25 protein-coding genes and 1 other annotated feature are annotated in these 24729 nt (G+C 42.1%); of the genes, 19 read left to right on the forward strand and 6 right to left on the reverse strand.

What is annotated here, in order from left to right; translation table 11 throughout:
* The first annotated feature begins 58 nt into the window (after positions 1 to 58).
* From NSQ09_RS12000 to NSQ09_RS12030, 7 genes are all read left to right on the forward strand, one after another.
* Positions 59 to 844, forward strand: coding sequence for a DUF2268 domain-containing protein (locus NSQ09_RS12000; protein WP_129137580.1), 786 nt, complete (start codon positions 59 to 61; stop codon positions 842 to 844).
* Positions 845 to 1035: 191 nt separating this feature from the next.
* A complete protein-coding gene (gene appD, locus NSQ09_RS12005) occupies positions 1036 to 2022 on the forward strand; it encodes an oligopeptide ABC transporter ATP-binding protein AppD (protein ID WP_003232965.1) in 987 nt (328 codons plus the stop codon).
* Entirely contained in the window at positions 2019 to 3008 is a 990-nt protein-coding gene (appF, locus tag NSQ09_RS12010; protein ID WP_069837428.1) for an oligopeptide ABC transporter ATP-binding protein AppF, read from the forward strand. The genes appD and appF overlap by 4 nt, the downstream gene beginning before the upstream one ends.
* An 87-nt stretch (positions 3009 to 3095) precedes the next feature.
* A complete protein-coding gene (locus NSQ09_RS12015; RefSeq protein ID WP_174223345.1) occupies positions 3096 to 4724 on the forward strand; it encodes a peptide-binding protein in 1629 nt (542 codons plus the stop codon).
* A gap of 74 nt (positions 4725 to 4798) precedes the next feature.
* The gene (locus NSQ09_RS12020) at positions 4799 to 5749 is read left to right on the forward strand and encodes an ABC transporter permease (protein ID WP_015252362.1); all 951 of its coding nucleotides are present in this window, start codon (positions 4799 to 4801) and stop codon (positions 5747 to 5749) included.
* A gap of 15 nt (positions 5750 to 5764) precedes the next feature.
* Positions 5765 to 6679 carry an oligopeptide ABC transporter permease gene (gene opp4C, locus NSQ09_RS12025; protein WP_015383348.1) on the forward strand — a complete coding sequence of 305 codons (915 nt, stop codon included), beginning with the start codon at positions 5765 to 5767 and terminating at the stop codon, positions 6677 to 6679.
* A 205-nt stretch (positions 6680 to 6884) separates the two neighbouring features.
* Positions 6885 to 7637: a YjbA family protein gene (locus NSQ09_RS12030; RefSeq protein WP_003239298.1), complete on the forward strand. Its 753-nt coding sequence runs from the start codon at positions 6885 to 6887 to the stop codon at positions 7635 to 7637.
* Positions 7638 to 7671: 34 nt separating this feature from the next.
* Here the strand turns inward: NSQ09_RS12030 and trpS are convergent, their stop codons facing one another.
* Positions 7672 to 8664 carry a tryptophan--tRNA ligase gene (trpS, locus tag NSQ09_RS12035; RefSeq protein WP_003245134.1) on the reverse strand — a complete coding sequence of 331 codons (993 nt, stop codon included), beginning with the start codon at positions 8662 to 8664 and terminating at the stop codon, positions 7672 to 7674.
* Positions 8665 to 8722: 58 nt separating this feature from the next.
* Positions 8723 to 8937: a binding site (T-box leader), on the reverse strand.
* A 471-nt stretch (positions 8938 to 9408) separates the two neighbouring features.
* On the opposite strand from trpS, the gene oppA reads away from it, so the two are divergent.
* The 8 genes from oppA to spx all read left to right on the forward strand — a co-directional run bounded on the left by oppA (position 9409) and on the right by spx (position 17652).
* Positions 9409 to 11046, forward strand: a complete 1638-nt coding sequence (gene oppA / locus NSQ09_RS12040; protein WP_341031505.1) for an oligopeptide ABC transporter substrate-binding protein OppA — start codon at positions 9409 to 9411, stop codon at positions 11044 to 11046.
* 107 nt (positions 11047 to 11153) lie between these two features.
* Complete coding sequence (gene oppB / locus NSQ09_RS12045; RefSeq protein ID WP_003245554.1) at positions 11154 to 12089, forward strand: oligopeptide ABC transporter permease OppB; 936 nt, start codon at positions 11154 to 11156, stop codon at positions 12087 to 12089.
* A gap of 3 nt (positions 12090 to 12092) precedes the next feature.
* Positions 12093 to 13010, forward strand: a complete 918-nt coding sequence (gene oppC, locus NSQ09_RS12050) for an oligopeptide ABC transporter permease OppC (protein ID WP_003232954.1) — start codon at positions 12093 to 12095, stop codon at positions 13008 to 13010.
* A gap of 4 nt (positions 13011 to 13014) precedes the next feature.
* On the forward strand, positions 13015 to 14091 hold the full coding sequence (oppD, locus tag NSQ09_RS12055; RefSeq protein ID WP_077670618.1) for an oligopeptide ABC transporter ATP-binding protein OppD: 1077 nt from the start codon (positions 13015 to 13017) through the stop codon (positions 14089 to 14091).
* A gap of 1 nt (position 14092) precedes the next feature.
* A complete protein-coding gene (gene oppF / locus NSQ09_RS12060) occupies positions 14093 to 15010 on the forward strand; it encodes an oligopeptide ABC transporter ATP-binding protein OppF (protein ID WP_003245567.1) in 918 nt (305 codons plus the stop codon).
* Positions 15011 to 15116: 106 nt separating this feature from the next.
* Positions 15117 to 16334, forward strand: a complete 1218-nt coding sequence (locus NSQ09_RS12065) for an MFS transporter (protein ID WP_341032512.1) — start codon at positions 15117 to 15119, stop codon at positions 16332 to 16334.
* Positions 16335 to 16497: 163 nt separating this feature from the next.
* Positions 16498 to 17076 (forward strand): GNAT family N-acetyltransferase, encoded by a 579-nt coding sequence (locus tag NSQ09_RS12070; protein ID WP_003224597.1) that lies wholly within the window; start codon positions 16498 to 16500, stop codon positions 17074 to 17076.
* 180 nt (positions 17077 to 17256) lie between these two features.
* On the forward strand, positions 17257 to 17652 hold the full coding sequence (gene spx / locus NSQ09_RS12075; RefSeq protein ID WP_014476435.1) for a transcriptional regulator Spx: 396 nt from the start codon (positions 17257 to 17259) through the stop codon (positions 17650 to 17652).
* Between the two features lie 254 nt (positions 17653 to 17906).
* On the opposite strand, the gene NSQ09_RS12080 is transcribed toward spx, so the two are convergent.
* A complete protein-coding gene (locus NSQ09_RS12080) occupies positions 17907 to 18563 on the reverse strand; it encodes a TerC family protein (RefSeq protein WP_003232944.1) in 657 nt (218 codons plus the stop codon).
* Positions 18564 to 18732: 169 nt separating this feature from the next.
* Here NSQ09_RS12080 and NSQ09_RS12085 point away from each other — a divergent pair, with 169 nt between their 5' ends.
* A complete protein-coding gene (locus NSQ09_RS12085) occupies positions 18733 to 18873 on the forward strand; it encodes a hypothetical protein (RefSeq protein ID WP_119122854.1) in 141 nt (46 codons plus the stop codon).
* Positions 18840 to 19496, forward strand: a complete 657-nt coding sequence (mecA, locus tag NSQ09_RS12090; protein WP_015383354.1) for an adaptor protein MecA — start codon at positions 18840 to 18842, stop codon at positions 19494 to 19496. Before NSQ09_RS12085 ends, mecA begins: the two co-directional genes overlap by 34 nt.
* Here mecA and NSQ09_RS12095 read toward each other — a convergent pair.
* Positions 19491 to 19613, reverse strand: a complete 123-nt coding sequence (locus NSQ09_RS12095; RefSeq protein WP_003245684.1) for a hypothetical protein — start codon at positions 19611 to 19613, stop codon at positions 19491 to 19493. The genes mecA and NSQ09_RS12095 overlap by 6 nt on opposite strands.
* Before the next feature lie 73 nt (positions 19614 to 19686).
* Between NSQ09_RS12095 and coiA the strand changes: the two genes are divergently transcribed.
* Both coiA and pepF read left to right on the forward strand, forming a co-directional pair.
* The gene (gene coiA, locus NSQ09_RS12100; protein ID WP_250629518.1) at positions 19687 to 20808 is read left to right on the forward strand and encodes a competence protein CoiA; all 1122 of its coding nucleotides are present in this window, start codon (positions 19687 to 19689) and stop codon (positions 20806 to 20808) included.
* 229 nt (positions 20809 to 21037) lie between these two features.
* A complete protein-coding gene (gene pepF, locus NSQ09_RS12105; RefSeq protein ID WP_171518460.1) occupies positions 21038 to 22867 on the forward strand; it encodes an oligoendopeptidase F in 1830 nt (609 codons plus the stop codon).
* 37 nt (positions 22868 to 22904) lie between these two features.
* Here the strand turns inward: pepF and NSQ09_RS12110 are convergent, their stop codons facing one another.
* The 3 genes from NSQ09_RS12110 to NSQ09_RS12120 form a co-directional block, all read right to left on the reverse strand.
* The gene (locus tag NSQ09_RS12110; protein ID WP_003244944.1) at positions 22905 to 23072 is read right to left on the reverse strand and encodes a hypothetical protein; all 168 of its coding nucleotides are present in this window, start codon (positions 23070 to 23072) and stop codon (positions 22905 to 22907) included.
* 313 nt (positions 23073 to 23385) lie between these two features.
* Positions 23386 to 24285: a protease adaptor protein SpxH gene (gene spxH / locus NSQ09_RS12115; protein WP_041340381.1), complete on the reverse strand. Its 900-nt coding sequence runs from the start codon at positions 24283 to 24285 to the stop codon at positions 23386 to 23388.
* Entirely contained in the window at positions 24282 to 24680 is a 399-nt protein-coding gene (locus tag NSQ09_RS12120) for a globin domain-containing protein (protein ID WP_003232928.1), read from the reverse strand. The genes spxH and NSQ09_RS12120 overlap by 4 nt, the downstream gene beginning before the upstream one ends.
* Positions 24681 to 24729 lie beyond the last annotated feature (49 nt).

Genomic DNA, 24729 nt, shown 5'->3' on the forward strand with positions numbered 1-24729 from the left:
CCCTTAAAGGGTAGCCGGTTTTTTTTGTGTGCATAGGATTAAAAGAGGAGGCGATCACATGAGTGTAGAACAAACATATAGCTGGCTCAGGAAGGCTGATTCAATAGATGATTTGGCGCATTACATTATCCCGCTTTTTTCAGGTGCGGAGAAAAAGAACTGGAATGGCATTCTGGGGCATCTTCAGCATCATGGGATGTTTAAAAACATAAAAGAGGGTATTCAGACTGTTTCCAAGCTGAAGGAAAAAGGTTTTTACGGACATATCCAAAAGGAAGAACAGTACCTCAAAAACAAATGGCAAGGTCCTGATGTACCAATTGTCACGCTGCCGGTTGATGAACGAAACAGGAGAATCCGTTTAGAATTCGGATCAAAATCAGGACTCGCCTTTCAAGACAAAATGTTTCTTTTTCTTTCGTCAGATTTAGATTTTGGGTCGGTATCTGCCCTTATGACGCATGAGTATCATCACGTTTGCCGGTTAGGTCATCTGACAAAAGAGGAAAAGGATGTCACATTACTTGATACAATCATCATGGAAGGGCTGGCGGAATATGCTGTTTATGAGAGGTTCGGCCGAAGTCAAACGGCTGAGTGGACGACTTGGTATACACCGGAGCAGCTTCAGGCTTTATATGAAAAAAAGATTGTGCCCCATCAGGATATCAAACGGGATAATCGATTATTTCCCCAGCTGTTATTCGGCAAAGGATATCAGCCAAAAATGCTTGGATACGCAGTTGGATTCAATATTGTAAAAAAATATTTAACCGCCAGCAAGGCAAGCGCCGCAGACGGACTGTCCATTCCTGCTGAAACCTTTTTGGATGCAATGCTTTAAAAGGATAAAATAATGGAATTTCATTAATAATATTACATTTATCCTAAAAAATTCTTGATTTTGCAAAATGATTGTAATAATATACAACTATAAAATTTTTCGATAATTCAATATTATTTATTATTTCTGAATAAAGGGATTGCTTTCTCTTGAAAACGTTTGACAACAAGAGGGGGGAAAGGGGAGCTAGCATGAGCACACTTTTAGAAGTGAATAATTTAAAGACTTATTTTTTCAGGAAAAAGGAGCCGATCCCTGCGGTTGACGGAGTCGATTTTCACATCAGCAAAGGCGAAACCGTCGCGCTTGTAGGTGAATCGGGCTCCGGAAAAAGCATTACTTCTTTATCAATTATGGGCCTCGTCCAAAGCTCAGGCGGAAAAATCATGGACGGCTCTATTAAACTCGAAGACAAAGACCTCACCTCATTCACTGAAAACGATTATTGCAAAATCCGCGGTAACGAAGTATCCATGATCTTTCAGGAACCAATGACCTCCCTTAATCCGGTGTTAACAATCGGAGAACAAATTACCGAAGTGCTGATTTACCATAAAAACATGAAGAAAAAAGAAGCCCGTCAACGAGCTGTTGAACTCTTGCAGATGGTCGGTTTCTCCCGGGCGGAGCAAATTATGAAGGAGTACCCGCATCGGCTGTCCGGCGGTATGAGACAGAGGGTGATGATTGCCATCGCACTGAGCTGTAATCCTAAACTGCTCATTGCCGATGAACCAACGACAGCGCTGGATGTGACAATACAAGCCCAGGTGCTGGAACTCATGAAAGATCTCTGTCAGAAGTTCAATACATCGATTCTTCTCATCACACACGACTTAGGTGTCGTGTCTGAAGCTGCCGATAGAGTAATTGTCATGTACTGCGGACAAGTCGTAGAAAATGCTACCGTTGATGACTTATTTTTAGAACCGCTTCATCCGTATACAGAAGGCCTGCTTACGTCAATTCCTGTTATAGATGGAGAGATTGATAAATTAAATGCGATTAAAGGCAGTGTGCCTACACCGGATAATCTGCCGCCGGGGTGCCGTTTTGCCCCAAGATGCCCGAAAGCTATGGATAAGTGCTGGACAAATCAGCCTTCGCTTTTGACACACAAAAGCGGAAGAACGGTGAGATGCTTTTTATATGAGGAAGAGGGTGCCGAACAATCATGACAGCAGCTAATCAAGAAACAATCTTAGAGCTTCGTGACGTAAAAAAATACTTTCCGATCCGGTCAGGCCTTTTTAAAAGAAAAGTCGGTGATGTAAAAGCGGTGGATGGTGTTTCATTTTCGTTAAAAAAAGGAGAAACACTCGGAATCGTTGGAGAGTCGGGCTGCGGAAAATCGACTGCCGGCAGAACGATGATCAGACTGTACAAACCGACAGAGGGCCAAATTCTTTTTAAAGGGCAGGATATTTCCAATCTGTCAGAGGAGAAGCTGCGGAAGAGTGTCCGCAAAAATATTCAAATGGTTTTCCAAGATCCATTTGCTTCTTTGAACCCGAGAAAGACCCTGCGTTCCATCATAAAGGAGCCGTTTAATACGCACAACATGTATACCATTCGTGAACGAAACGAAAAAGTTGAAGAGCTGCTTGCAAGAGTAGGGCTTCACCCGTCGTTTGCCAGCCGTTATCCCCATGAGTTTTCCGGCGGCCAGCGCCAGCGGATCGGCATTGCCAGAGCACTCACTTTGAATCCAGAGCTGATCATTGCAGATGAGCCGGTTTCCGCACTTGATGTATCCATTCAGGCCCAAGTGATTAACTTGATGGAGGAATTACAGGAAGAATTTAATCTTACGTATCTATTTATCTCTCATGATCTGAGTGTCGTCCGCCATATCAGCGACAGAGTCGGAGTAATGTATCTTGGCAAAATGATGGAACTGACCGGCAAGCATGAGCTTTATGACAACCCGCTTCACCCATATACCCAAGCGCTTTTATCCTCCGTTCCGGTTACAAGAAAAAGAGGTTCTGTCAAACGTGAACGCATTGTCCTGAAGGGAGAACTGCCTAGTCCGGCCAACCCGCCAAAAGGCTGCGTATTCCACACAAGATGTCCTGTTGCAAAACCGATATGCAAGGAACAAATACCAGAATTTAAAGAAGCTGCTCCCAGCCACTTTGTGGCTTGTCACCTTTATAGCTAATGTTGCCCGCACAGCTTTGAGAGGGGGTATGCACACTACATAAACAACAGCTGAGAAGAACGAACATTTCAAGAGGGGGAATATCTAATGAAAAGACGGAAAACCGCACTGATGATGCTAAGTGTATTGATGGTTCTGGCCATCTTTTTATCAGCCTGCTCGGGATCAAAATCGAGCAACAGCAGCGAGAAAAAATCAGCAGGCAAACCGCAGCAAGGCGGGGATTTGGTTGTTGGTTCTACTGGGGAGCCAACGTTGTTTAATCCACTCTATTCTACAGACGTTTCCAGTTCAGATATTGAAGGGATGATCTATAGTACATTATTAGAAACGGATGAAAAACTAAATGTGAAACCTGCTTTAGCTGAGAAAGTAACGGAATCCAAAGATGGCCTGACTTATGATGTCAAAATTAGAAAAGGTGTAAAATTCCATGATGGAAAAGAACTTACAGCCGATGACGTTGTTTTCACTTATAGCATCCCTTTAAACAAGGACTATAATGGTGAACGCGGTTCTGGTTTTGAATCACTAAAATCTGTTACAAAAAAAGGTGATTATGAAATTGAATTTAAATTAAAGAAAAAGGATGCGTATTTTTACAATGTTGTTTTAGGCAGTTACGGTATTCTGCCTAAACACATTTTAGGGAAAGTGCCAGTTGCAGATTTAGGCGAAAATGAATTTAACAGGAAGAATCCAATTGGTTCGGGTCCATTCAAGTTTGTTGAATGGAAGAAGGGCGATTATGTAAAACTTGAAGCAAATGATGACTATTATGGCGGAAGACCATATTTAGATACAGTGACAGTTAAGACGATTCCTGATTCTAATGCCGCTGTTGCTCAGTTAAAAGCTGGGGATATTGACTTCTTTGTTGTACCGGGCACAGACATTGAGACAGTTAAAACATTTGATAATGTTCAAGTTAAATCAGATCTTGGTTTGAACTACAGCTATATTGGATGGAATGAAAAAAACGAATTATTTAAAGACAAAAAAGTCCGCCAAGCTCTTACGTATGCGCTTGATCGAAAAGCAATGGTAGATCAGGTGTTAAATGGTGATGGTAAAGTTGCAAACGTTCCTGAAAGTCCGCTTTCTTGGAACTATCCAAAAGGTGATGTACCTACATTTGATTACAATCCTAAAAAAGCTAAAAAGCTCTTGGGAGAAGCAGGATGGAAAGATACAGATGGAGACGGTTACCTTGATAAGGACGGAAAAAAATTCTCATTTACCATTAAAACTAACCAGGGTAATAAGATTCGGGAGGATTTAGCAGTTGTTGTTCAGCAGCAACTTAAAGAAGTAGGAATTGAAGCAAAACCGCAAATTGTGGAATTTAGTGCTCTAATCGAACAGACAAATCCACCAAATTGGGATTATGATGCATTGTTGCTTGGATGGAGTCTAGCTACGTTCCCTGACCAATACACGATCTTCCATTCAAGTCAGTCTAAAAATGGATTGAACAATATTTGGTACAAAAATCCTGAGGTTGATAAACTTTTAGTTGAGGCAAAGTCAATTACAAACAGAGAAGAATATCAGAAAAAATACGAAGAAATCTATAAATTGATTGCTGAGGATCAGCCTTATTCATTCCTGTTTTATTACAATTATCATAGGGCAATTCCGACAAACATGCATGGATATGTATTCCATCCGAAAAATGACTTATATCATATTGAAAAATGGTGGCTTGAACAATAATAGTTAAATCCCTAGAGAGGTGAGGATTATGCATCCTTTCCTCTTTATCCTATTTTAGAAAAGGGGACAAGAATATGGTTACATATATTGTTCGTCGAACATTAATGTCTCTGCCAATTCTTTTGGGCATTACAATTTTATCATTTGCGATAATGAAAGCGGCGCCAGGTGATCCGATGTCACTTATGATGGATCCGACAATCAGCCAAGCTGACAGAGCCAAATTTATTGAAAAGTATGGACTCAATGATCCAGAACCTGTTCAGTACTTAAAATGGCTTGGGAACATGCTCCAAGGCGACTTTGGGACATCTATTGTGAAAAAGGGGACACCAGTTTCCGATCTAATCCTTTCACGTTTACCGAATACTCTGGTGCTTATGGTTTTTTCAACTCTTGTTGCTCTTCTGATTTCAATTCCTTTCGGTGTTCTTTCTGCAAAACGCCCTTATTCTAAGCTTGACTATGGTATAACTGTCACGTCATTTTTAGGGCTGGCAATACCAAATTTCTGGTTCGGATTAATTCTTATAATGGTTCTTTCCGTAAATCTCGGCTGGTTTCCTACGGGAGGTGTCGGCACTTTAAACGCTGACTTTAACATTTTTGACAGGCTCCATCATTTAATTTTGCCTGCATTTGTTTTAGCAACTGCGGATATGGCAGGTATTACTCGTTATACAAGATCAAGTATGCTTGATGTATTAAAGCAAGATTATATAAGAACAGCTCGAGCCAAAGGATTTAAAGAAAATAAAGTGATTTTCAAACATGGTTTGAGAAATGGACTTCTTCCTGTTATTACAATTTTTGGATTGATGATTCCATCATTTATTGGCGGTGCTGTAGTAGTTGAACAGATTTTTACTTGGCCGGGATTAGGGAAGTTATTTATTGATTCGGCATTCTCTCGAGATTATCCGGTTATTATGGCCATGACTGTAATTTCTGCTGTTTTGGTTGTACTGGGTAACTTGATTGCAGATATTTTGTATGCATTAGTTGATCCGAGAATTGAATATTAAAAGGGGGAGACACATATGGCACATCCAAACACTGCGGCTCCCTCTAATGAGGTAAAGCTAAAAGAAAATATTAGAAAAAAACCAGAAACAATGACTAGGATCTTTTTTGAGAAATTTTTCAAAAATAAGCTTGCTGTTGTTGGGGGTATCATATTAACAGTTATTATTTTAATGGCAGTCTTTGCCCCTTTTATTGCGCCTTACTCACCTGAGAGTCAATCACTTTTAAATAAACTGAAGCCGCCAAGCCCTAAAAATCTAATGGGAACGGATAAGTTTGGGCGAGATATATTTACAAGGGTGTTATATGGAGCTCGTGTGTCTTTATTAGTCGGTTTTGCTTCAGTAATTGGTGCGATTACTATAGGTACGGTTGTTGGAGCTGTAGCAGGGTACTTTAAAGGAATAGTAGACGCTGTATTAATGAGGGCTGTCGACGTAGTCTTATCTATTCCTGATATTTTTCTGCTTATTACCTTGGTTACAATTTTTCAACCCGGAATGGATAAGTTAATTTTGATTTTTTCTTTGACGGGTTGGACTACAACAGCGAGACTAGTCAGAGGTGAGTTTTTATCTCTAAGGTCAAGGGAATTTGTATTGGCTGCTAAAACAATAGGCACAAAAAATCACAAAATTATTTTTTCGCATATATTACCGAATTGTATTGGACCAATTATTGTCTCCGCTACTCTAAAAGTAGGGAGTGTCATTCTAGCTGAATCAACGCTAAGCTATTTGGGTTTCGGTATCCAGCCGCCAATCGCTAGCTGGGGAAACATGCTTCAGGATGCTCAAAACTTTACATTAATGATTCAAGCATGGTGGTACCCGTTATTTCCCGGGCTATTTATTTTAATGACCGTTTTATGCTTCAACTTTGTCGGCGATGGCCTGCGGGATGCGCTTGATCCGAAAAATATTAAATAAAAATGAATATCATATCTGTGATAAAATATCACCAAATCAGAAAAAAAGCAGGTCTCCTTTTGTCAGAAAATATACAAAGAGATCTGCTTTTTGTGATTCTTACATAAATCCAGTGATTCCAGATTTCCTCAATCTCTTTGGAATAATTTCTCTATCCCTTGCCTATACTGTGGACAACAGTTTTTATAAAAGTGAGGGGTTAGAGATGTTATTTCTTCATGATGTGTGGGTCAATTGGTTTGAAGGGGAAGAAAATGGCTACAATGTATGCCACTTTCACGAATGGCGCAAGGAAGATACGGTTGAGCTTTTGGATCAGGTGCCGCTGTTAAGGGTGCCGTCAGTACTGTTTCATTACATAGAAAACGATTTGTCAGAGCTTCCGAAAGGTTTGCTTGAAGACGTACATCAGAAATCGTACATTCGGAAAAATCATGAGCGGACAAAGCTTGAGTATTGTTTTGTCGTAACAGACGGAATCGGCATTTTAGCTGTCGACACGATCGGCTACACGATCCCTGTCAGAAAAAGCCGTCTGATCCCAAGACAGGAGCAGCTCGTTTATGAAATGGTAAAAGATGTAGAGCCTGAAACATATGAATTTGAGCCAAAGAAGCTGGAATCCTCCAAGGAATATCACATCTTATCATTAGCACCAGAACATGTCAGAGGACTGACAAGAAAAGAACGGCAAATCAAGCAGCTGATGTTTATGGCGCTTGACCAATTAAAAGGGCTGAAAAACCGGGCGGAAATTGGTTACTGGTACACAGAGTGGAATCCGCATATGTATGAACAAATCAAAAGGATGAGCTTTGAAGAGATTTGGGACATGCTGTATAACGAAACAATTGAAGGCTGGTCGGACAAGCACCTAGCTTTTTGCGAAAACCTAATAAAAGGACAGCCTTTTTTCGAAAAGCTTTGGGAAATGGAAAACGAATCAAAGGTCAACTGAAAAAAACCGCTCTTTGCAAAGAGCGGTTTTTTGATTAGCGTCTTTTTCTTCCAAGACCCATGGCATTCTCCATTTTTTTCAGCATTTTGTTTGCTGTCCGGTTCGCCCGTTCCGCGCCTTCATCAAGAATCCGGTCTAATTCTTCAGATTCTATCAGCTCATAATAGCGGTCCTGGATCGGTTTTAATGCGTTCACCACGACTTCTGCCAAATCACCTTTAAACTCGCCGTAGCCTTTTCCTTCGTACTTTGCTTCAAGCTCTTCAATTGTCGTATTGCCGAGGATTGAATAAATTGTAAGAAGGTTGGAAACGCCCGGTTTGTTTTCCTTATCAAATTTGACAATGCCTTCAGAATCCGTTACAGCGCTTTTGATTTTCTTTTCAAGCTGCTTCGGCTCATCCAGCAGGGTAATATAAGCTTTCTGGTTCGGATCAGATTTGCTCATCTTCTTCAGCGGATCATTCAGAGACATGATGCGTGCACCGACTTTTGGAATTTTCACTTCCGGAATCGTGAAGATGTCGTTGTATTTTTTGTTGAAGCGTTCTGCGAGATTCCGCGTCAGCTCAAGGTGCTGCTTTTGATCCTCACCGACAGGCACGAGATCCGTTCCGTACAGCAGAATATCAGCGGCCATTAGCGGCGGATATGTTAACAGGCCGGAGACGACAGCTTCATTGCCTTTGGATTTGTCCTTAAATTGAGTCATCCGCTCAAGCTCGCCGATATATGCGACACACTGCATCATCCATCCGGCCTGCGCATGCGCGGGGACCTCTGACTGAATAAACAATGTTGCTTTTTCTGGATCAAGTCCGACAGCTAAGTAAAGCGCTGCGAGATTGCGGATATTCTTTCTAAGCTCAAGCCGGTCTTGAGGAACAGTTATCGCATGCTGGTCCACGATGCAAAAATAGCTGTTATAATCATGCTGCAGTTCGACAAACTGCTTCATTGCACCGATATAGTTGCCGAGCGTCACTGAGCCGCTTGGCTGAATGCCTGAAAAAATCGTTTGTTTCATGAAAACATCAACCTCATTTCTTAAAAAATAATAAAAAAGGCTCATTCTTCCCCTGTAAAAAAGGGACGAATGAACCGTGGTACCACCCTGATTATTCCATTAAAATGAAATCACTCTGACGTTTGTAACGGAGACTGCTCCGGCTGAGCCTACTTTTTTCCAGTTCGGTCAGCTGCTCCAAAGTCCATTCCACATTGCCCGTTATCTGCTCCCAGCACCGCAGACTCTCTTCAAACAGGTGAAATGTGTACTACTCTTTTTCATAGCAAGCTTTTCTTTTGATTGCTTCATTATAAATCAATTATAACCAATTGTCATCATGAAAAAACATTCTTTTTTCCAGTAAAATTGTAATAATATAAATAACACGAGTGTTGTAAAATCCTTAAATGATAACTGCTATCAGCGTAAAAACAGGCAGATATTATATGTAAAAAGCAATATGGGCAGAAAACACATGAAAAAGTTTTTAATCAATTTATGCTTTAAATGGTAGAAGGATATTATGTTCATGGAAGAAAAACTAACGAAGTTTAAATATTTTAAATTGATAAAATAATATTGCAATAAATTATTTGTTTCATTATAATGAACTTGTTCACTCTATTGTTACAGCTTTTTTACAAAAATAATCAGAAAAGACGGAACAGAATAAAAGTTTGTGAAAACTCAGGTTCATTTGTCTGATATTTCTGAGGATTTAGCCGTAAGGAGCTGAAAATTATTATTAGGGGGTTTGCGAATATGAAAAAACGTTGGTCGATTGTCACGTTGATGCTCATTTTCACTCTCGTGCTGAGCGCGTGCGGCTTTGGCGGCAGCGGATCAAACGGTGAAGGGAAAAAGGACAGTAAAGGAAAGACGACACTTAACATTAATATTAAAACTGAGCCGTTCTCCTTACATCCGGGATTGGCAAATGATTCAGTTTCAGGCGGTGTCATCCGTCAGACTTTTGAAGGATTGACACGCATCAATGCAGATGGGGAGCCTGAAGAAGGCATGGCATCCAAAATCGAAACAAGCAAGGACGGTAAAACATATACATTCACTATTCGTGATGGTGTGAAATGGTCTAATGGAGACCCTGTAACAGCACAAGATTTTGAATATGCTTGGAAATGGGCGCTTGACCCTAATAATGAATCACAATACGCTTACCAGCTCTACTACATAAAAGGTGCTGAAGCGGCGAATACCGGAAAAGGCAGCCTAGACGATGTGGCAGTAAAAGCTGTGAATGACAAAACGCTGAAGGTTGAATTAAATAACCCGACGCCATATTTCACTGAATTAACTGCGTTCTATACGTATATGCCGATCAATAAGAAAATTGCAGAGAAAAATAAAAAGTGGAATACAAATGCCGGAGATGATTATGTATCAAACGGGCCGTTCAAAATGACGGCATGGAAACACAGCGGTTCTATTACTCTCGAAAAAAATGACCAGTATTGGGATAAAGACAAAGTCAAACTGAAGAAAATCGATATGGTTATGATCAACAATAACAATACGGAACTAAAAAAATTCCAAGCTGGCGAACTTGATTGGGCCGGTTTGCCGCTCGGGCAGCTTCCGACAGAATCTCTCCCTTCCTTGAAAAAAGACGGTTCTTTACATGTTGAGCCGATGGCAGGTGTGTATTGGTACAAATTCAACACTGAAGCTAAGCCGTTAGACAACGTCAATATCCGTAAAGCATTATCTTATGCGATTGACCGTCAATCGATTGTTAAAAACATTACGCAAGGTGAACAAATCCCGGCTATGGCTGCGGTGCCGCCGACAATGAAGGGATTTGAGGATAACAAAGAAGGCTACTACAAAGACAACGATGTTAAAACGGCAAAAGAATACCTTGAAAAAGGCCTAAAAGAAATGGGCTTAAGCAAGGCATCTGACCTTCCGAAAATCAAATTGTCTTATAACACTGATGATGCACATGCGAAAATCGCTCAAGCTGTACAAGAAATGTGGAAGAAAAATTTAGGCGTTGATGTTGAGCTTGATAACTCAGAATGGAATGTCTATATTGATAAGCTCCACAGCCAAGATTATCAAATCGGCCGTATGGGCTGGCTTGGGGACTTCAATGATCCTATCAACTTCCTAGAATTGTTCCGTGACAAAGACGGAGGAAATAACGATACAGGCTGGGAAAACCCAGAATTCAAAAAATTGCTGAATCAGTCACAAACTGAAACAGATCAAAACAAACGTGCAGAGCTGCTGAAAAAAGCGGAAGGTATTTTCATTGATGAAATGCCGGTAGCTCCAATCTATTTCTATACTGATACTTGGGTACAGGATGAAAACCTAAAAGGTGTTATCATGCCAGGTACTGGTGAGGTTTATTTCAGAAACGCATATTTTAAATAAGGCTACGTCTGAAAATAAAAGACCTCAAGGTATATGGGGAGAAAAGCCCCATATACCTTTCTTACTGATGGAGTATAAAAATGTAAAAACCATGGAGGTGTTCCCCCTTGCTAAAATATATCGGAAGACGCTTAGTCTATATGATTATCACACTATTTGTGATTGTAACTGTGACATTCTTCTTAATGCAAGCAGCACCGGGCGGGCCATTTTCAGGTGAGAAAAAGCTTCCGCCTGAAATTGAAGCAAATTTAAATGCGCATTATGGCTTGGACAAGCCGCTGTTTGTACAATATGTCAGTTATTTGAAATCAGTTGCAATGTGGGATTTCGGACCGTCATTTAAATATAAAGGTCAGAGTGTTAACGACCTGATCAGTTCAGGTTTCCCCGTTTCATTTACTCTTGGAGCAGAAGCTATTCTCCTCGCTTTAGCGTTAGGTGTATTGTTTGGGGTCATTGCAGCCCTTTACCATAATAAGTGGCAGGATTATACCGTCGCGATTTTAACGATATTTGGTATTTCGGTTCCGAGCTTTATCATGGCGGCTGTTCTGCAATATGTGTTCTCCATGAAGCTTGGGCTGTTTCCGGTCGCGGGGTGGGATTCCTGGGCATACACCTTTTTGCCTTCCATCGCACTTGCTTCCATGCCGATGGCGTTTATTGCCAGACTTTCCCGTTCAAGCATGATCGAAGTGTTAAACAGTGATTATATCCGCACAGCGAAAGCGAAAGGGCTTTCCCGCCCAGCGGTTACAGTGCGGCACGCCATTCGAAACGCGCTTTTGCCGGTTGTTACATATATGGGCCCGATGGCCGCACAGGTCTTAACGGGGAGCTTCATTATTGAAACCATTTTTGGGATTCCGGGGCTTGGTGCACACTTCGTCAACAGTATTACAAACCGTGATTATACGGTCATTATGGGTGTAACGGTGTTCTTCAGTGTCATCTTGCTATTGTGTGTATTAATCGTAGATGTGTTATACGGCATTATTGATCCAAGAATCAAGCTTTCCAAAGCAAAGAAAGGAGCCTAGGCCATGCAGAACATTCCAAAAAACATGTTTGAACCAGCCGCAGCGAATGCCGGCGATGCAGAAAAAATAAGTAAAAAGAGCCTTTCCCTCTGGAAAGATGCGATGCTTCGCTTCCGCAGCAATAAGCTTGCAATGGTCGGGCTTATTATTATCGTGCTCATTATCCTTATGGCAATTTTTGCGCCGATGTTCTCAAGGTATGATTATTCAACTACTAATCTCTTAAATGCGGATAAGCCCCCTTCAAAAGATCACTGGTTCGGAACAGATGATCTTGGGCGGGACATTTTCGTCCGTACATGGGTAGGGGCGCGAATCTCAATCTTTATCGGTGTTGCAGCTGCTGTTCTTGATTTGCTGATCGGCGTCATTTGGGGGAGCATTTCAGGCTTCCGCGGAGGCAGAACGGACGAAATCATGATGCGTATCGCTGATATCCTTTGGGCAGTTCCTTCATTATTAATGGTTATCTTACTGATGGTTGTTCTTCCGAAAGGTCTATTTACGATTATTATTGCCATGACGATTACGGGCTGGATTAATATGGCCAGAATCGTGCGCGGACAAGTGCTGCAGCTGAAGAATCAGGAGTATGTGCTTGCTTCACAGACACTGGGTGCAAAAACATCCCGTCTTCTGTTTAAACATATCGTGCCAAACGCAATGGGTTCTATTTTGGTCACGATGACACTGACAGTTCCTACTGCGATTTTTACAGAAGCCTTTTTAAGCTATTTGGGACTCGGTGTTCCGGCTCCGCTGGCAAGCTGGGGAACGATGGCTTCTGACGGATTGCCTGCATTGACCTATTATCCGTGGCGTTTATTCTTCCCTGCCGGATTTATCTGCATTACAATGTTTGGCTTTAACGTTGTCGGCGACGGATTAAGAGACGCATTGGATCCTAAGTTACGTAAATAAGGGAGTGATACGGGTGACACGCCTATTAGAAGTAAAAGATTTAGCAATTTCATTTAAAACATATGGCGGAGAGGTTCAGGCGATCCGCGGAGTGAATTTCCATCTGGATAAAGGAGAGACACTGGCGATTGTTGGAGAATCAGGTTCCGGAAAAAGTGTAACCTCTCAAGCGATTATGAAGCTGATTCCAATGCCTCCGGGTTATTTCAAACGCGGTGAGATCCTGTTTGAAGGAAAGGATCTAGTGCCGCTGTCCGAAAAAGAAATGCAAAATGTCCGGGGAAAAGAGATCGGCATGATATTCCAAGATCCGATGACCTCATTAAATCCAACGATGAAAGTCGGTAAACAAATTACGGAAGTGCTTTTTAAACACGAGAAAATCTCAAAGGAAGCGGCTAAAAAACGCGCGGTTGAACTGCTGGAATTAGTCGGTATCCCAATGCCGGAAAAGCGGGTGAACCAATTTCCGCACGAATTTTCAGGCGGGATGAGGCAGCGGGTTGTCATTGCCATGGCGCTTGCAGCGAATCCGAAGCTTCTGATCGCCGATGAGCCGACAACTGCACTTGATGTAACGATTCAAGCGCAAATTCTGGAATTGATGAAGGATTTGCAAAAGAAAATTGACACGTCCATCATCTTTATTACACACGATCTTGGTGTTGTGGCAAATGTTGCTGACCGGGTCGCTGTCATGTACGCCGGACAGATTGTAGAAACCGGTACGGTAGACGAAATCTTCTACGATCCGAGACATCCGTACACTTGGGGGCTTCTTGCATCCATGCCGACACTGGAAAGTTCAGGTGAGGAAGAGCTGACTGCAATACCGGGCACGCCGCCTGATTTGACAAACCCGCCAAAAGGAGATGCTTTTGCCCTGCGGAGCTCTTATGCGATGAAAATCGATTTTGAACAGGAGCCGCCAATGTTTAAGGTATCCGATACTCATTATGTTAAGTCGTGGCTGCTTCATCCTGATGCCCCAAAGGTAGAGCCGCCTGAAGCGGTAAAAGCGAAAATGCGTAAACTGGCAAATACGTATGAAAAACCTGTCTTAGTGAGAGAAGGTGAATAAATTGACTGAAAAACTATTAGAAATCAAACATTTAAAACAGCACTTTGTCACGCCGAGAGGAACCGTTAAGGCTGTAGATGATTTATCATTTGATATCTATAAAGGTGAAACATTAGGGCTGGTTGGTGAATCTGGCTGCGGTAAATCGACAACAGGCCGAAGCATTATCCGGCTGTACGAAGCAACCGATGGTGAGGTGCTGTTTAACGGTGAAAATGTGCACGGGAGAAAATCGCGGAAAAAGCTGCTGGAATTCAACCGCAAAATGCAGATGATTTTCCAAGACCCCTATGCATCCCTGAATCCGAGAATGACAGTTGCTGATATTATTGCTGAAGGCCTTGATATTCATAAGCTGGCGAAAACGAAAAAAGAGCGGATGCAGAGGGTTCATGAACTATTGGAAACAGTTGGTTTAAACAAGGAACACGCAAACCGCTATCCGCATGAATTTTCCGGGGGCCAGCGCCAAAGAATCGGGATTGCCAGAGCTCTTGCTGTTGATCCGGAATTCATTATCGCGGATGAGCCGATTTCCGCTTTGGATGTATCCATTCAAGCGCAGGTCGTGAATTTAATGAAAGAACTGCAAAAAGAAAAAGGGCTCACATACTTGTTTATTGCCCACGATTTATCGATGGTCAAATACATCAGTGACCGCATTGGCGTCATGTATTTCGGGAAACTGGTTGAGCTTGCGCCGGCAGATGAGCTTTATGAGAATCCGCTTCACCCATATACAAAATCATTGCTTTCTGCAATTCCGCTTCCTGATCCGGACTATGAGAGAAATCGCGTTCGCCAGAAATATGATCCGTCTGTCCATCAATTAAAGGATGGGGAAACGATGGAATTCCGTGAAGTCAAACCGGGACATTTTGTGATGTGCACGGAAGCCGAATTTAAAGCTTTTTCATGATTCATCAATCCTTCAAGAGATTTCTCTTGAAGGGTTTTTTTGCGTCCTCATAGAAAGTGAGAATGATAACATTTACAATTAGAGGAAAAAGCGGAGGCGAAATACGATTCAATTTCTGCATAACAAAAATGTTTTTGCGCTATTGCTGTCTCAATCTTTTCAATCCTTAGCAGGAGTCCTCGTCACAATCGTTTTAATGGTCCGGGTCTATCAAATGACTGACTCCGTTTTTTTGGCGGGCCTTATTTTATCGTTCATGTCGCTTGCGAGTATAGCAGCAAGCTTTTGCGTCTCTCCGGTGCTTCGCATTCTCGGTTTTAAAAAGGTGCTTGCGGGAGCGAATCTGCTGAGAGCGGTCTTTACAATCCTGATGGCATACAGCGTCACTCATCACGGACAGGCATTCTTTTGGATTACGCTGCTGTTTGTGTTTTGTTTTTCCTTCGCGGGCGCTTTTTTTCAGCCGGCAAGATTTGCGCTGCTGCCGATTATTGTTCCAAAGAAGCAATATGTAAAAGCGAATGGTGTGATCTCCCTCTCGAATCAATTGTTCTTAACAGCAGGCTGGGGCCTTGGAGGCCTTCTGACGTACGCCGTCCCTTTTGAACTCGTTGTCGGCGCTGCCATTTGCCTGTTTGTTCTATCGGGAGCTTCCATCAGTGTGCTGCATGTAAATGAAGAAGAGGCTGTAGGAACTGCTGAAACAGCATCTGCCAGAAGTATATGGAAGGATTTAATGATCATCCCTATTGTAAGAGACATTACTGTAATGGACACGATAGAAGCTTTGGCGGGTTCTGTATGGTCATCTGCTATTCTCCTCGCATTTACAGCGGCTGTTTTGCATGAAACAGAGGTGTGGTGGGGGATGTTTAACGCTTCCTATTTTATAGGCGCAATTGTCGGCAGTGTGATTGCCATTCGTTTTTCTTCTTTTTTTGAGCGGAATATGGGCTATGCCATTATGTTCAGCTCGCTTGTAATGTCGGCGCTGACCCTTTTGTTTTCATTTTCTCCAGTCCCATTTTTATGTGCTCTGGCTTGTGCTGCAATGGGGCCTTTTTATCAGGTGCGTGATATTTGCCAGGAAACCATGCTGCAGGAGGTTATTCCCGAGCAGAAACGAATCGGAATCATGGCTGCAAAAAATGCGATTTTGACTCCTTGGTCAGGCGTCACCTACTCCATTATGGGGCTAGTGGCTGATGCTGCTGGTGCGAAAATAGCTTTTATCGCGGCTGCTGCATTATATATCATGACATTTCTGATTGCACTGGCGCAGCCTCGCCTGGTTTATTACAGGCGGGAAAACCGAGTTCAATGAGATACACTTCAAAATGAACGGAGCAGCTGGCTCCGTTTTGCTGAAAAAAAAATGAAACCATGGCGGAAGTTCGCACGTCTTTATAGATGTAAGGCTGTTTAAACAAGAAGAAATGGGGTATATCTAAAAGTATGAAGACAACGAACTCATAAGGAGCAAATCAATGAACTGGTATGAAAAGCTTAGCGAGTACTTTCCAATTGAAGAAATGAAATCAAAAGCGCATATGGAAGCTCTTCTGAAAGAGCGAAGCGATATTTATCATAAAGATGAAGGCAAACATCATATTTTAATGTTTGCGGAATTCGATTCTTTTATCTTCGTTGATTATCTGTATGTGTCTAAGGATGCAAGAGGGCAGGGGCTTGGCGGCAAATTGATCGCGAAGCTGAAAAAGAAAAATAAGCCCATATTGCTCGAGGTGGAACCTGTGGATGAAGATGATACTGATACAGAAAAACGCCTGAGGTTTTATCAAAGAGAGCATTTCAAGCATGCTCAGTCAATTGGGTACCGGCGCCGGTCATTGGCTACGAATGAAGTAAACAAGATGGAGATTCTGTACTGGTCACCAAAAACAGAATCAGAAGAAGAAATTCTTGAAGCCATGAAACAGACATATGAAAACATTCATACTTATAAAGACGAGAAATGGTACGGGGAATCGTACGAAAAAACGGATGAAGTCCTGAAACTCATTGATGAAGAAAAACAAAAAAATATTTTCGATCAGTTAAGCTAATTGAGAATTAGAACATATCATGAACATTAAAAATTTGCTGGATTGACACATTTTTTTCTTAGGATACTGTTCACACTTACTTTTTTATAGTATAATACCTGTAAAGATTCCTTTTTTAGAGTAATTTCAATTTAAGAATAAAATAGATGTTCATCCTACTAATTAGAGGAGTGAAGATGAATGGTTACACTATACACATCACCAAGCTGTACTTCATGCAGAAAGGCGAGAGCGTGGCTCGAGGAGCACGATATTCCATTTGTAGAAAGAAATATTTTCTCTGAACCTTTATCAATTGATGAAATAAAACAAATTCTTCGAATGACTGAGGATGGTACAGATGAAATCATCTCAACCCGTTCAAAAGTATTCCAAAAACTGAATGTGAACGTTGAATCTATGCCGCTGCAAGATTTGTACCGCTTGATCAACGAGCATCCAGGTTTGCTTCGCCGTCCGATCATCATTGACGAAAAACGTTTGCAGGTCGGATATAACGAAGACGAAATCAGACGTTTCCTGCCAAGAAAAGTTCGCTCTTTCCAATTAAGAGAAGCACAGCGTTTGGCAAACTAATAGATCGTATCATCAAAAGAAGGCTGAGTCATCAGCCTTCTTTTTTAGATAGTTGACAAAATCCTAAAACGGTTTTTTGTTTTAGGATTTTGTTACCTTTTCAGTTCAGCGTGATTGAAAACCTTTGAAGTCTAGGAAGGCCGAGCATTGGAGCACAACGAATATGTTTATTCGTGAGCACCGACGCGCAGGTCTGACAACGAATGCAAAGGTTTGTCGACACGCTGAAAGAAGGCTGAGTCATCAGCCTTCTTTTATTTTTCAACCTGCTGGTAATAAATGCTCGCAAGGATGACAAACGCAACCGTCAAAATGGGGAGGAGCGTTTCGACTGTGCCGTGCTGCGCCATAAAAAGCGACAGCTTTTTGTCTCTGACAATCATTTCTCCGCCAGTATAAGCAAGCAGCCCGCTTCCCGCGTAAATCAGAAGCGGTATTTTCTCTAGTGCAATATGGATGAGTTTGCTGCCCCAAATAATAACCGGAACCGATACACACAAACCTATAACAACGAGAGAAAACTCACCATGTGATGCTCCCGCAACTGCGATGACGTTGTCCAGCGACATAAAGAGATCTGCAAGCACAATCGTTCGTATCGCTCTCCACAGGGAGGTGCTGCTTTTAATGTGCTTCGTGTCTTTTTTTTCAATCAGCAGCTGATATCCTAAATACAGCAGGAAAATTCCGCCGGCGCACTGCAAGAACGGAATGTTCAAAAGATATACAGCTGCACTTGTTAATCCGATTCTCATGGCAACGGCAATAAATGTTCCGAGAATAATGGCTTGCTGTCTTTGCTTGTCCGGCAAATGTCTGCTGGCCATGGCAATAACAACCGCGTTATCTCCGCCGAGGATCAGGTCAATCCCAACAATGACAAGCAGAGAAATCAGATAGTCATGCTCCATGAAGCGGCACCTCGCTTTCAGTCCTTCGCTTGTACTACTACTATATGAGACAGGTTGTATTTTATGATATCAGCCGCCTGAACTGCCGTTTTTTAGGCAAAGGTGCATTTTTATTTCTTTTGTGACTGTTTTATCATAAAATAGAAATACAAAGGAATTCACACTGGCCTTGGTTAAGGTTAAGATGTGGACGGAATGGGTAAAGTGTAGTAAAGTACAATTAATCGGGAGCTTAGATGTCCCTTCAACATCTTATATAGAAGGGAAGGTTGGCAAATGGAAATTGAAAGAATTAACGAGCATACAGTAAAATTTTATATGTCTTACGGAGATATTGAAGATCGCGGTTTTGACAGAGAAGAAATTTGGTATAACCGTGAGCGCAGTGAAGAACTTTTCTGGGAAGTCATGGATGAAGTTCATGAAGAAGAGGAATTCGCTGTTGAAGGCCCACTTTGGATTCAAGTTCAGGCACTGGACAAAGGATTAGAAATCATCGTCACAAAAGCCCAGCTTTCCAAAGACGGACAAAAGCTCGAACTGCCGATTCCTGAGGATAAAAAGCAAGAACCAGCATCTGAGGATCTTGACGCCTTGCTGGATGATTTCCAGAAAGAAGAGCAAGCCGTCAATCAGGAAGAGAAGGAGCAAAAGCTTCAATTTGTCTTGCGATTTGGCGATTTTGAGGATGTTATTTCTCTATCTAATTTGAACGTTAACGGAAGCAAAACGACTTTATATTCGTTTGAGAACCGATATTATTTATATGTAGATTTTTGCAATATGACTGATGAAGAGGTTGAAAATCAGCTAAGCATCCTGCTGGAGTACGCAACTGAATCCTCAATCAGCATACACCGTCTTGAAGAGTACGGCAAGCTGATTATTTCAGAGCATGCTCTAGAAACGATAAAAAAACACTTTGCATCATAGCAAACCGATTTCCTTCCGGAAATCGGTTTTTTTTATGCACGAAAATGCCATTTTAGAGATGTGAAAAATCAAAAACATATAGACAAGCAGAAAATACAGCGAACAGGAGTTGATCATCTTTTCCAGAAAGTATACTTCATCTGGAAAGGAGAGATGACAATTGTTTAGTGCTGTGACTGAAGACGGCCAAATGTTTCACCTTCTAGGCGCTCAGCAAAACCAGAAATTAAAGCGGAGACGGTTCTTCTGTCCGGTATGCGGAGGAGAGTTAGCTGTGAAGCTCGGACTTCAAAAAGCGCCGCATTTTGCCCATAAACAGAACAAGTCCTGCTCCATAGACATCGAACCGGAAAGCGCCTACCACTTAGAAGGAAAAAGACAGCTGTATGTATGGCTGAAAACACAACGGGCTTCACCAATATTGGAGCCGTATATAAGGACAATCAACCAAAGACCGGACGTCATGGCAAGAATCAAGGAGCATATGCTTGCTGTTGAATATCAATGCGCCACTATCGCTCCAGATGTCTTTCAAAAGCGGACAGAGGGCTTCAAACAAGAAGGAATCATCCCGCAGTGGATTATGGGATACAGCCGCTTAAAACGGACTGCTTCGTCCTTTTATCAGCTTTCAGCTTTTCATTGGCAGTTTATCAGTGCAAGTCCATACAGAGAGCTGATATGTTATTGTCCTGAAAGGCGTTCTTTTCTCCGGCTCAGCCACATCATTCCATTCTACACAAATCATTCTTATTCCTCAGTCCAAACGATCCCTATCCATCGGGCAGGTGCAGACGATCTTTTTTTCACTGAACCGAAACCCTCAATTCAATATTCAGGCTGGACGAAAGCGATTCACCGTTTTCGCCATAAACCCCATCGGTTTAACTCAAAGGAAACAAATCGCCTTAGGCTGCTGTTTTATGAGAAGCGGCAGACGCCTTTTTCTTTTCTGCCGACTGAAGTGTTTGTTCCTGTTAGAAAAGGGGCAGTTTTTAAGAGTCCGGTTTTTGTGTGGCAGGGGTTTCTTTATTTGTTTATGACGGATCTTGGAGATAAACGTGCGCCAATTCGTTTTTCAGCCGTTTTGCAGCAGTGCAAACTGCACATTCATAATAAGAACATTGTACTCAGGTTTGAATGCAGCGAAGAGTGTCTTTCAGAAGCGGTTAAACAGTATATTGATTTTTTGTGCAAGAAGGGATTTTTAAGGGAGACTCAGAAAGAAGTATATGTGCTGAATCAGCCTGCAGGTGGCATACACTCCATGCAGGATCTTATAGAAAGAGACCGCAGCTGTTTTATAGAATGAGTTTGTCTTATTTGGCTCACCCTAAGACAAAGGTGGTGGGCAGGCTGTGAAAGGCACAAAAGGAAAGGTTTTTCGTGTTTTTACTGCTTTTTTGGCATTCGTTCTCTTCATTACTGCATATGATTTGACAAAAGGCAGTGAAAAACCGGAAGATATTCACAACACAAGTTTATTGAGAAACAGCTGTTTTTTCAATTGGCTTGAATCAAAGAAGACGAGGGGGATCACCATGGCTGAGGAAAAAAAAGCAAACCAACTGCCTGACAGAAGTGAGGTAAAGGCAGAAGACACATGGAGACTTGAGGATATTTTTCCTAGTGATGAGGCCTGGAATAAAGAATTTCAAGCTGTAAAAGCATTAATTCCGAATTTATCTAAGTATAAAGGAAAGCTGGCAGATTCAGCTGATCATTTATACGAGGCTCTTACGTATCAAGATAAAGTGATGGAGCGGCTGGGTAGGCTGTACACATATGCGCATATGCGCTCTGACCAGGATACGGGGAACTCCTTTTACCAGGGGCTGAATGACAAGGCGGGAAACCTGTATACACAGGCCGCAAGCGCGACAGCTTATTTGGTTCCGGAGATTTTATCCATAGAAGAAGACAAACTGCAGCAGTTCATTCTTGAAAAAGAAGAATTGAAGCTGTACTCTCATGCGATTGAGGAGATTACAAAGGAACGTCCGCATGTGCTGAGCGAGAAGGAAGAGGCACTGCTTGCTGAAGCCTCCGAGGTACTGGGGTCATCTTCAAATACATTCAGTGTGTTAAATAACGCAGATATAACGTTTCCATCCATTAAAGACGAAGATGGGAATGAAAAACAGATCACTCACGGCAACTTTATTAATTTCTTGGAAAGTGAAAACCGTGAAGTCCGCAAAAATGCGTTTGACGCAGTGTATAAAACGTACGGACAATATAAAAACACAATGGCCACGACGCTAAGCGGCACTGTGAAAAAGGACAACTTCTACGCGAGAGTGAAAAAGTACAAGTCCGCGCGTGAGGCTGCGCTTTCTAACAACAGTATTCCTGAGGAAGTATACGATAACCTTGTTAAGACGATTAATAAGCATTTGCCGCTCCTGCACCGCTATATTGCGCTAAGAAAGAAAGTGCTTGAGCTTGATGAAGTGCATATCTATGACCTGTATACACCGCTTGTGAAAGATGCTGGGATGAAGGTGACATACGAGGAAGCCAAAGATTACATGCTGAAAGGCCTCGCACCATTAGGGGAAGAATATGCCTCTATCCTAAAAGAAGGCCTGGAAAACCGCTGGGTGGACGTTTACGAAAATAAAGGCAAACGCAATGGGGCTTATTCATCAGGAGCTTACGGCACGAATCCGTATATTTTGATGAACTGGCATAATAACGTGAATAATCTCTTTACGCTCGTGCACGAGTTTGGACATTCCGTACACAGCTACTATACGAGAAAGCACCAGCCTTATCCATACGGCAATTACAGCATCTTTGTCGCGGAAGTTGCCTCTACGACAAATGAAGCGCTCCTTGGCGAATATTTGCTGAACAATTTAGAGGATGAAAAACAGCGCTTATATATTCTCAACCATATGCTTGAGGGCTTCAGGGGAACGGTCTTCAGACAAACGATGTTCGCTGAATTTGAACATCTGATCCATACAAAGGCTCAAGAAGGCGAGCCGCTTACACCTGAGCTTCTGACAAATGTCTATTACGACCTGAATAAAAAGTATTTTGGAGACGGCATGGTGATTGATAAGGAAATCGGCCTTGAATGGTCGCGTATTCCGCACTTCTATTACAATTACTATGTGTATCAGTATGCGACAGGGTACAGCGCTGCCCAAGCATTAAGCAGCCAGATTTTGAAGGAAGGAAAGCCGGCGGTTGACCGTTATATTGACTTCCTGAAAGCGGGAAGCTCACAATACCCGATTGATGTCCTGAAAAAAGCGGGTGTTGATATGACGTCTCCAGAGCCAATCGAAGCCGCGTGCAAAATGTTTGAAGAAAAACTTGATGAAATGGAAGAGCTGCTGATGAAAGTCAAGCAGTCTTAAAAAAGTAAGCCTGTGCGGAAATGACGCACAGGCTTTTTTAAAACCCTTTAAAGGTTTTCCGGTGATTCAAGCGGTAGAGGGTAAACAAAATAGACAGAAACAGCAGAGGAGAGGTAATATAAAGCGGCAGCATATGCATCATGCCTAAGATATTCAAGCAGAAAAAAACAGCAATGCACACAATTGAGATCAAAGTAGACATCATGGCGGTCCTCCTCGTCCTTTTTCCTTATAAGGATATGAGTGAATGCACTTCGTTATGTTTTGTGACAAAAATATGAACATTAAGCATAGAGGTTGTCAAAAGTCGACATCTTTTGTTATCATAAGGATGTGAAATTGATCACAAACAAACATTACCCCTTTGTTTGACCGTGAAAAATTTCTCCCATCCCCTTTGTTGTCGTTAAGACATATGAAACCGCGCTTATCCCGGCGCGGTTTCTTTAGCGCTAAAAACGGAACGTATGTTTGGTTATGGCATAAAAAAACAGCCTCAAGCATATGCACGCCTGCGGCTATTTTTCACATGATTGATATTCATCAGAATAAGTGCTGAGAGACTTCCAAAACATTCCGTGTTTGGCTTCCACTTTGGCAACCTTTTTAGCAAACGCCAGTTTTTTCATTTCTTTTTCTACCTCTTCAAGGCTCAGGTCATATACAAGAGCAATTTCTTTCGAGGCAACGAAGCGGAAATATTCAATAAAACATTCTAAAGGCGGTGTTTCCGACGGCTTCGGCTCGTCGCCAAGCATCTCAAATAAAATTTCTTCATATACATCATATGAGTAGCTGCCAGGAACTTTCAGCCCTTCATCCTCATGCTGCGTATTAAAAAACGTCAGTGTCGGATTAACAGAAACATCCATCTCAGCAGCGATTTTCATGTCACATTGAAGCGCCTTGACCGCGCTTTGAGAATGCAGATCTTTTTTGAATTCTGCAAGATCGAGACTTGTATTTTCAGCAATCTCCAAAAGCACGTTTTCATCCGTAATATTTTTCTTTGAAACAAATAAGCTCTCCTGCATATTTCTGAGAAATTGCATGCCGGCTTTTCGTCCTTGCAATTCGGCTGCTTTAAAAGCGAGAGCAGCCATATAAGGCGATGAAAGCGGCTGATCCTGTTCGAACCAGACATTGCCGTCACATGACATGCCAGAGCGGCTCGCGATCTTTTCCCATGCTTCTGCGAGAAGATGCTTTTTTCGCTTTTTATTTAAAGCGGTAAGGCTTGCGGAAGCGATAATACGTAAGGTGAAAAAACGTCCGTATCTGATTTTCAGCTTTTTGATGACGGGTTCTAAGGACCAGCATTCAGGACATAAAGGGTCTACAAACATATAAATTTCAAGCGGTTTTTTTGGATGACCGTGGCAATGGGCGAAGTATAGCTCATGCTGATAGTTTGTCAAGATGATCGATCCTCCGCTTCCGTTTGATTCACCATATGCCTTGCTGTCAACTCCAGCCGGCCAAACAAAAACTCACGAATTTCGCCCTCCAGCCCTACATGGTCCATTGCGTCCTTCATACAGCTGAGCCACGCATCAGCTCTCTCGTTTGTAATTGGAAAGGGAAGATGCCTTGCTCTGAGCATAGGATGGCCGTGCTCCTCAGTATAAAGCGGAGGCCCGCCTAAATACTGAGTTAAGAATTGCTTCTGTTTCCTGGCGGTTTCTGTCAAATCGCTTGGAAAAATCGGCTTCAGCAAAGGATGAGACGCGACACGCTCATAAAAAGTATCAACAAGTTGCGATAGAAGTTCCTCTCCAATCGCTTCATAAGGTGCGTTAAACGATTGTCCCATGTTGACTACTCCTTTAAATATGGCTAATAGGAATCATAAATCCTATTGC

Source organism: Bacillus sp. FSL W8-1202 (genome assembly GCF_038006165.1).
GTDB classification, from domain to species: domain Bacteria; phylum Bacillota; class Bacilli; order Bacillales; family Bacillaceae; genus Bacillus; species Bacillus subtilis.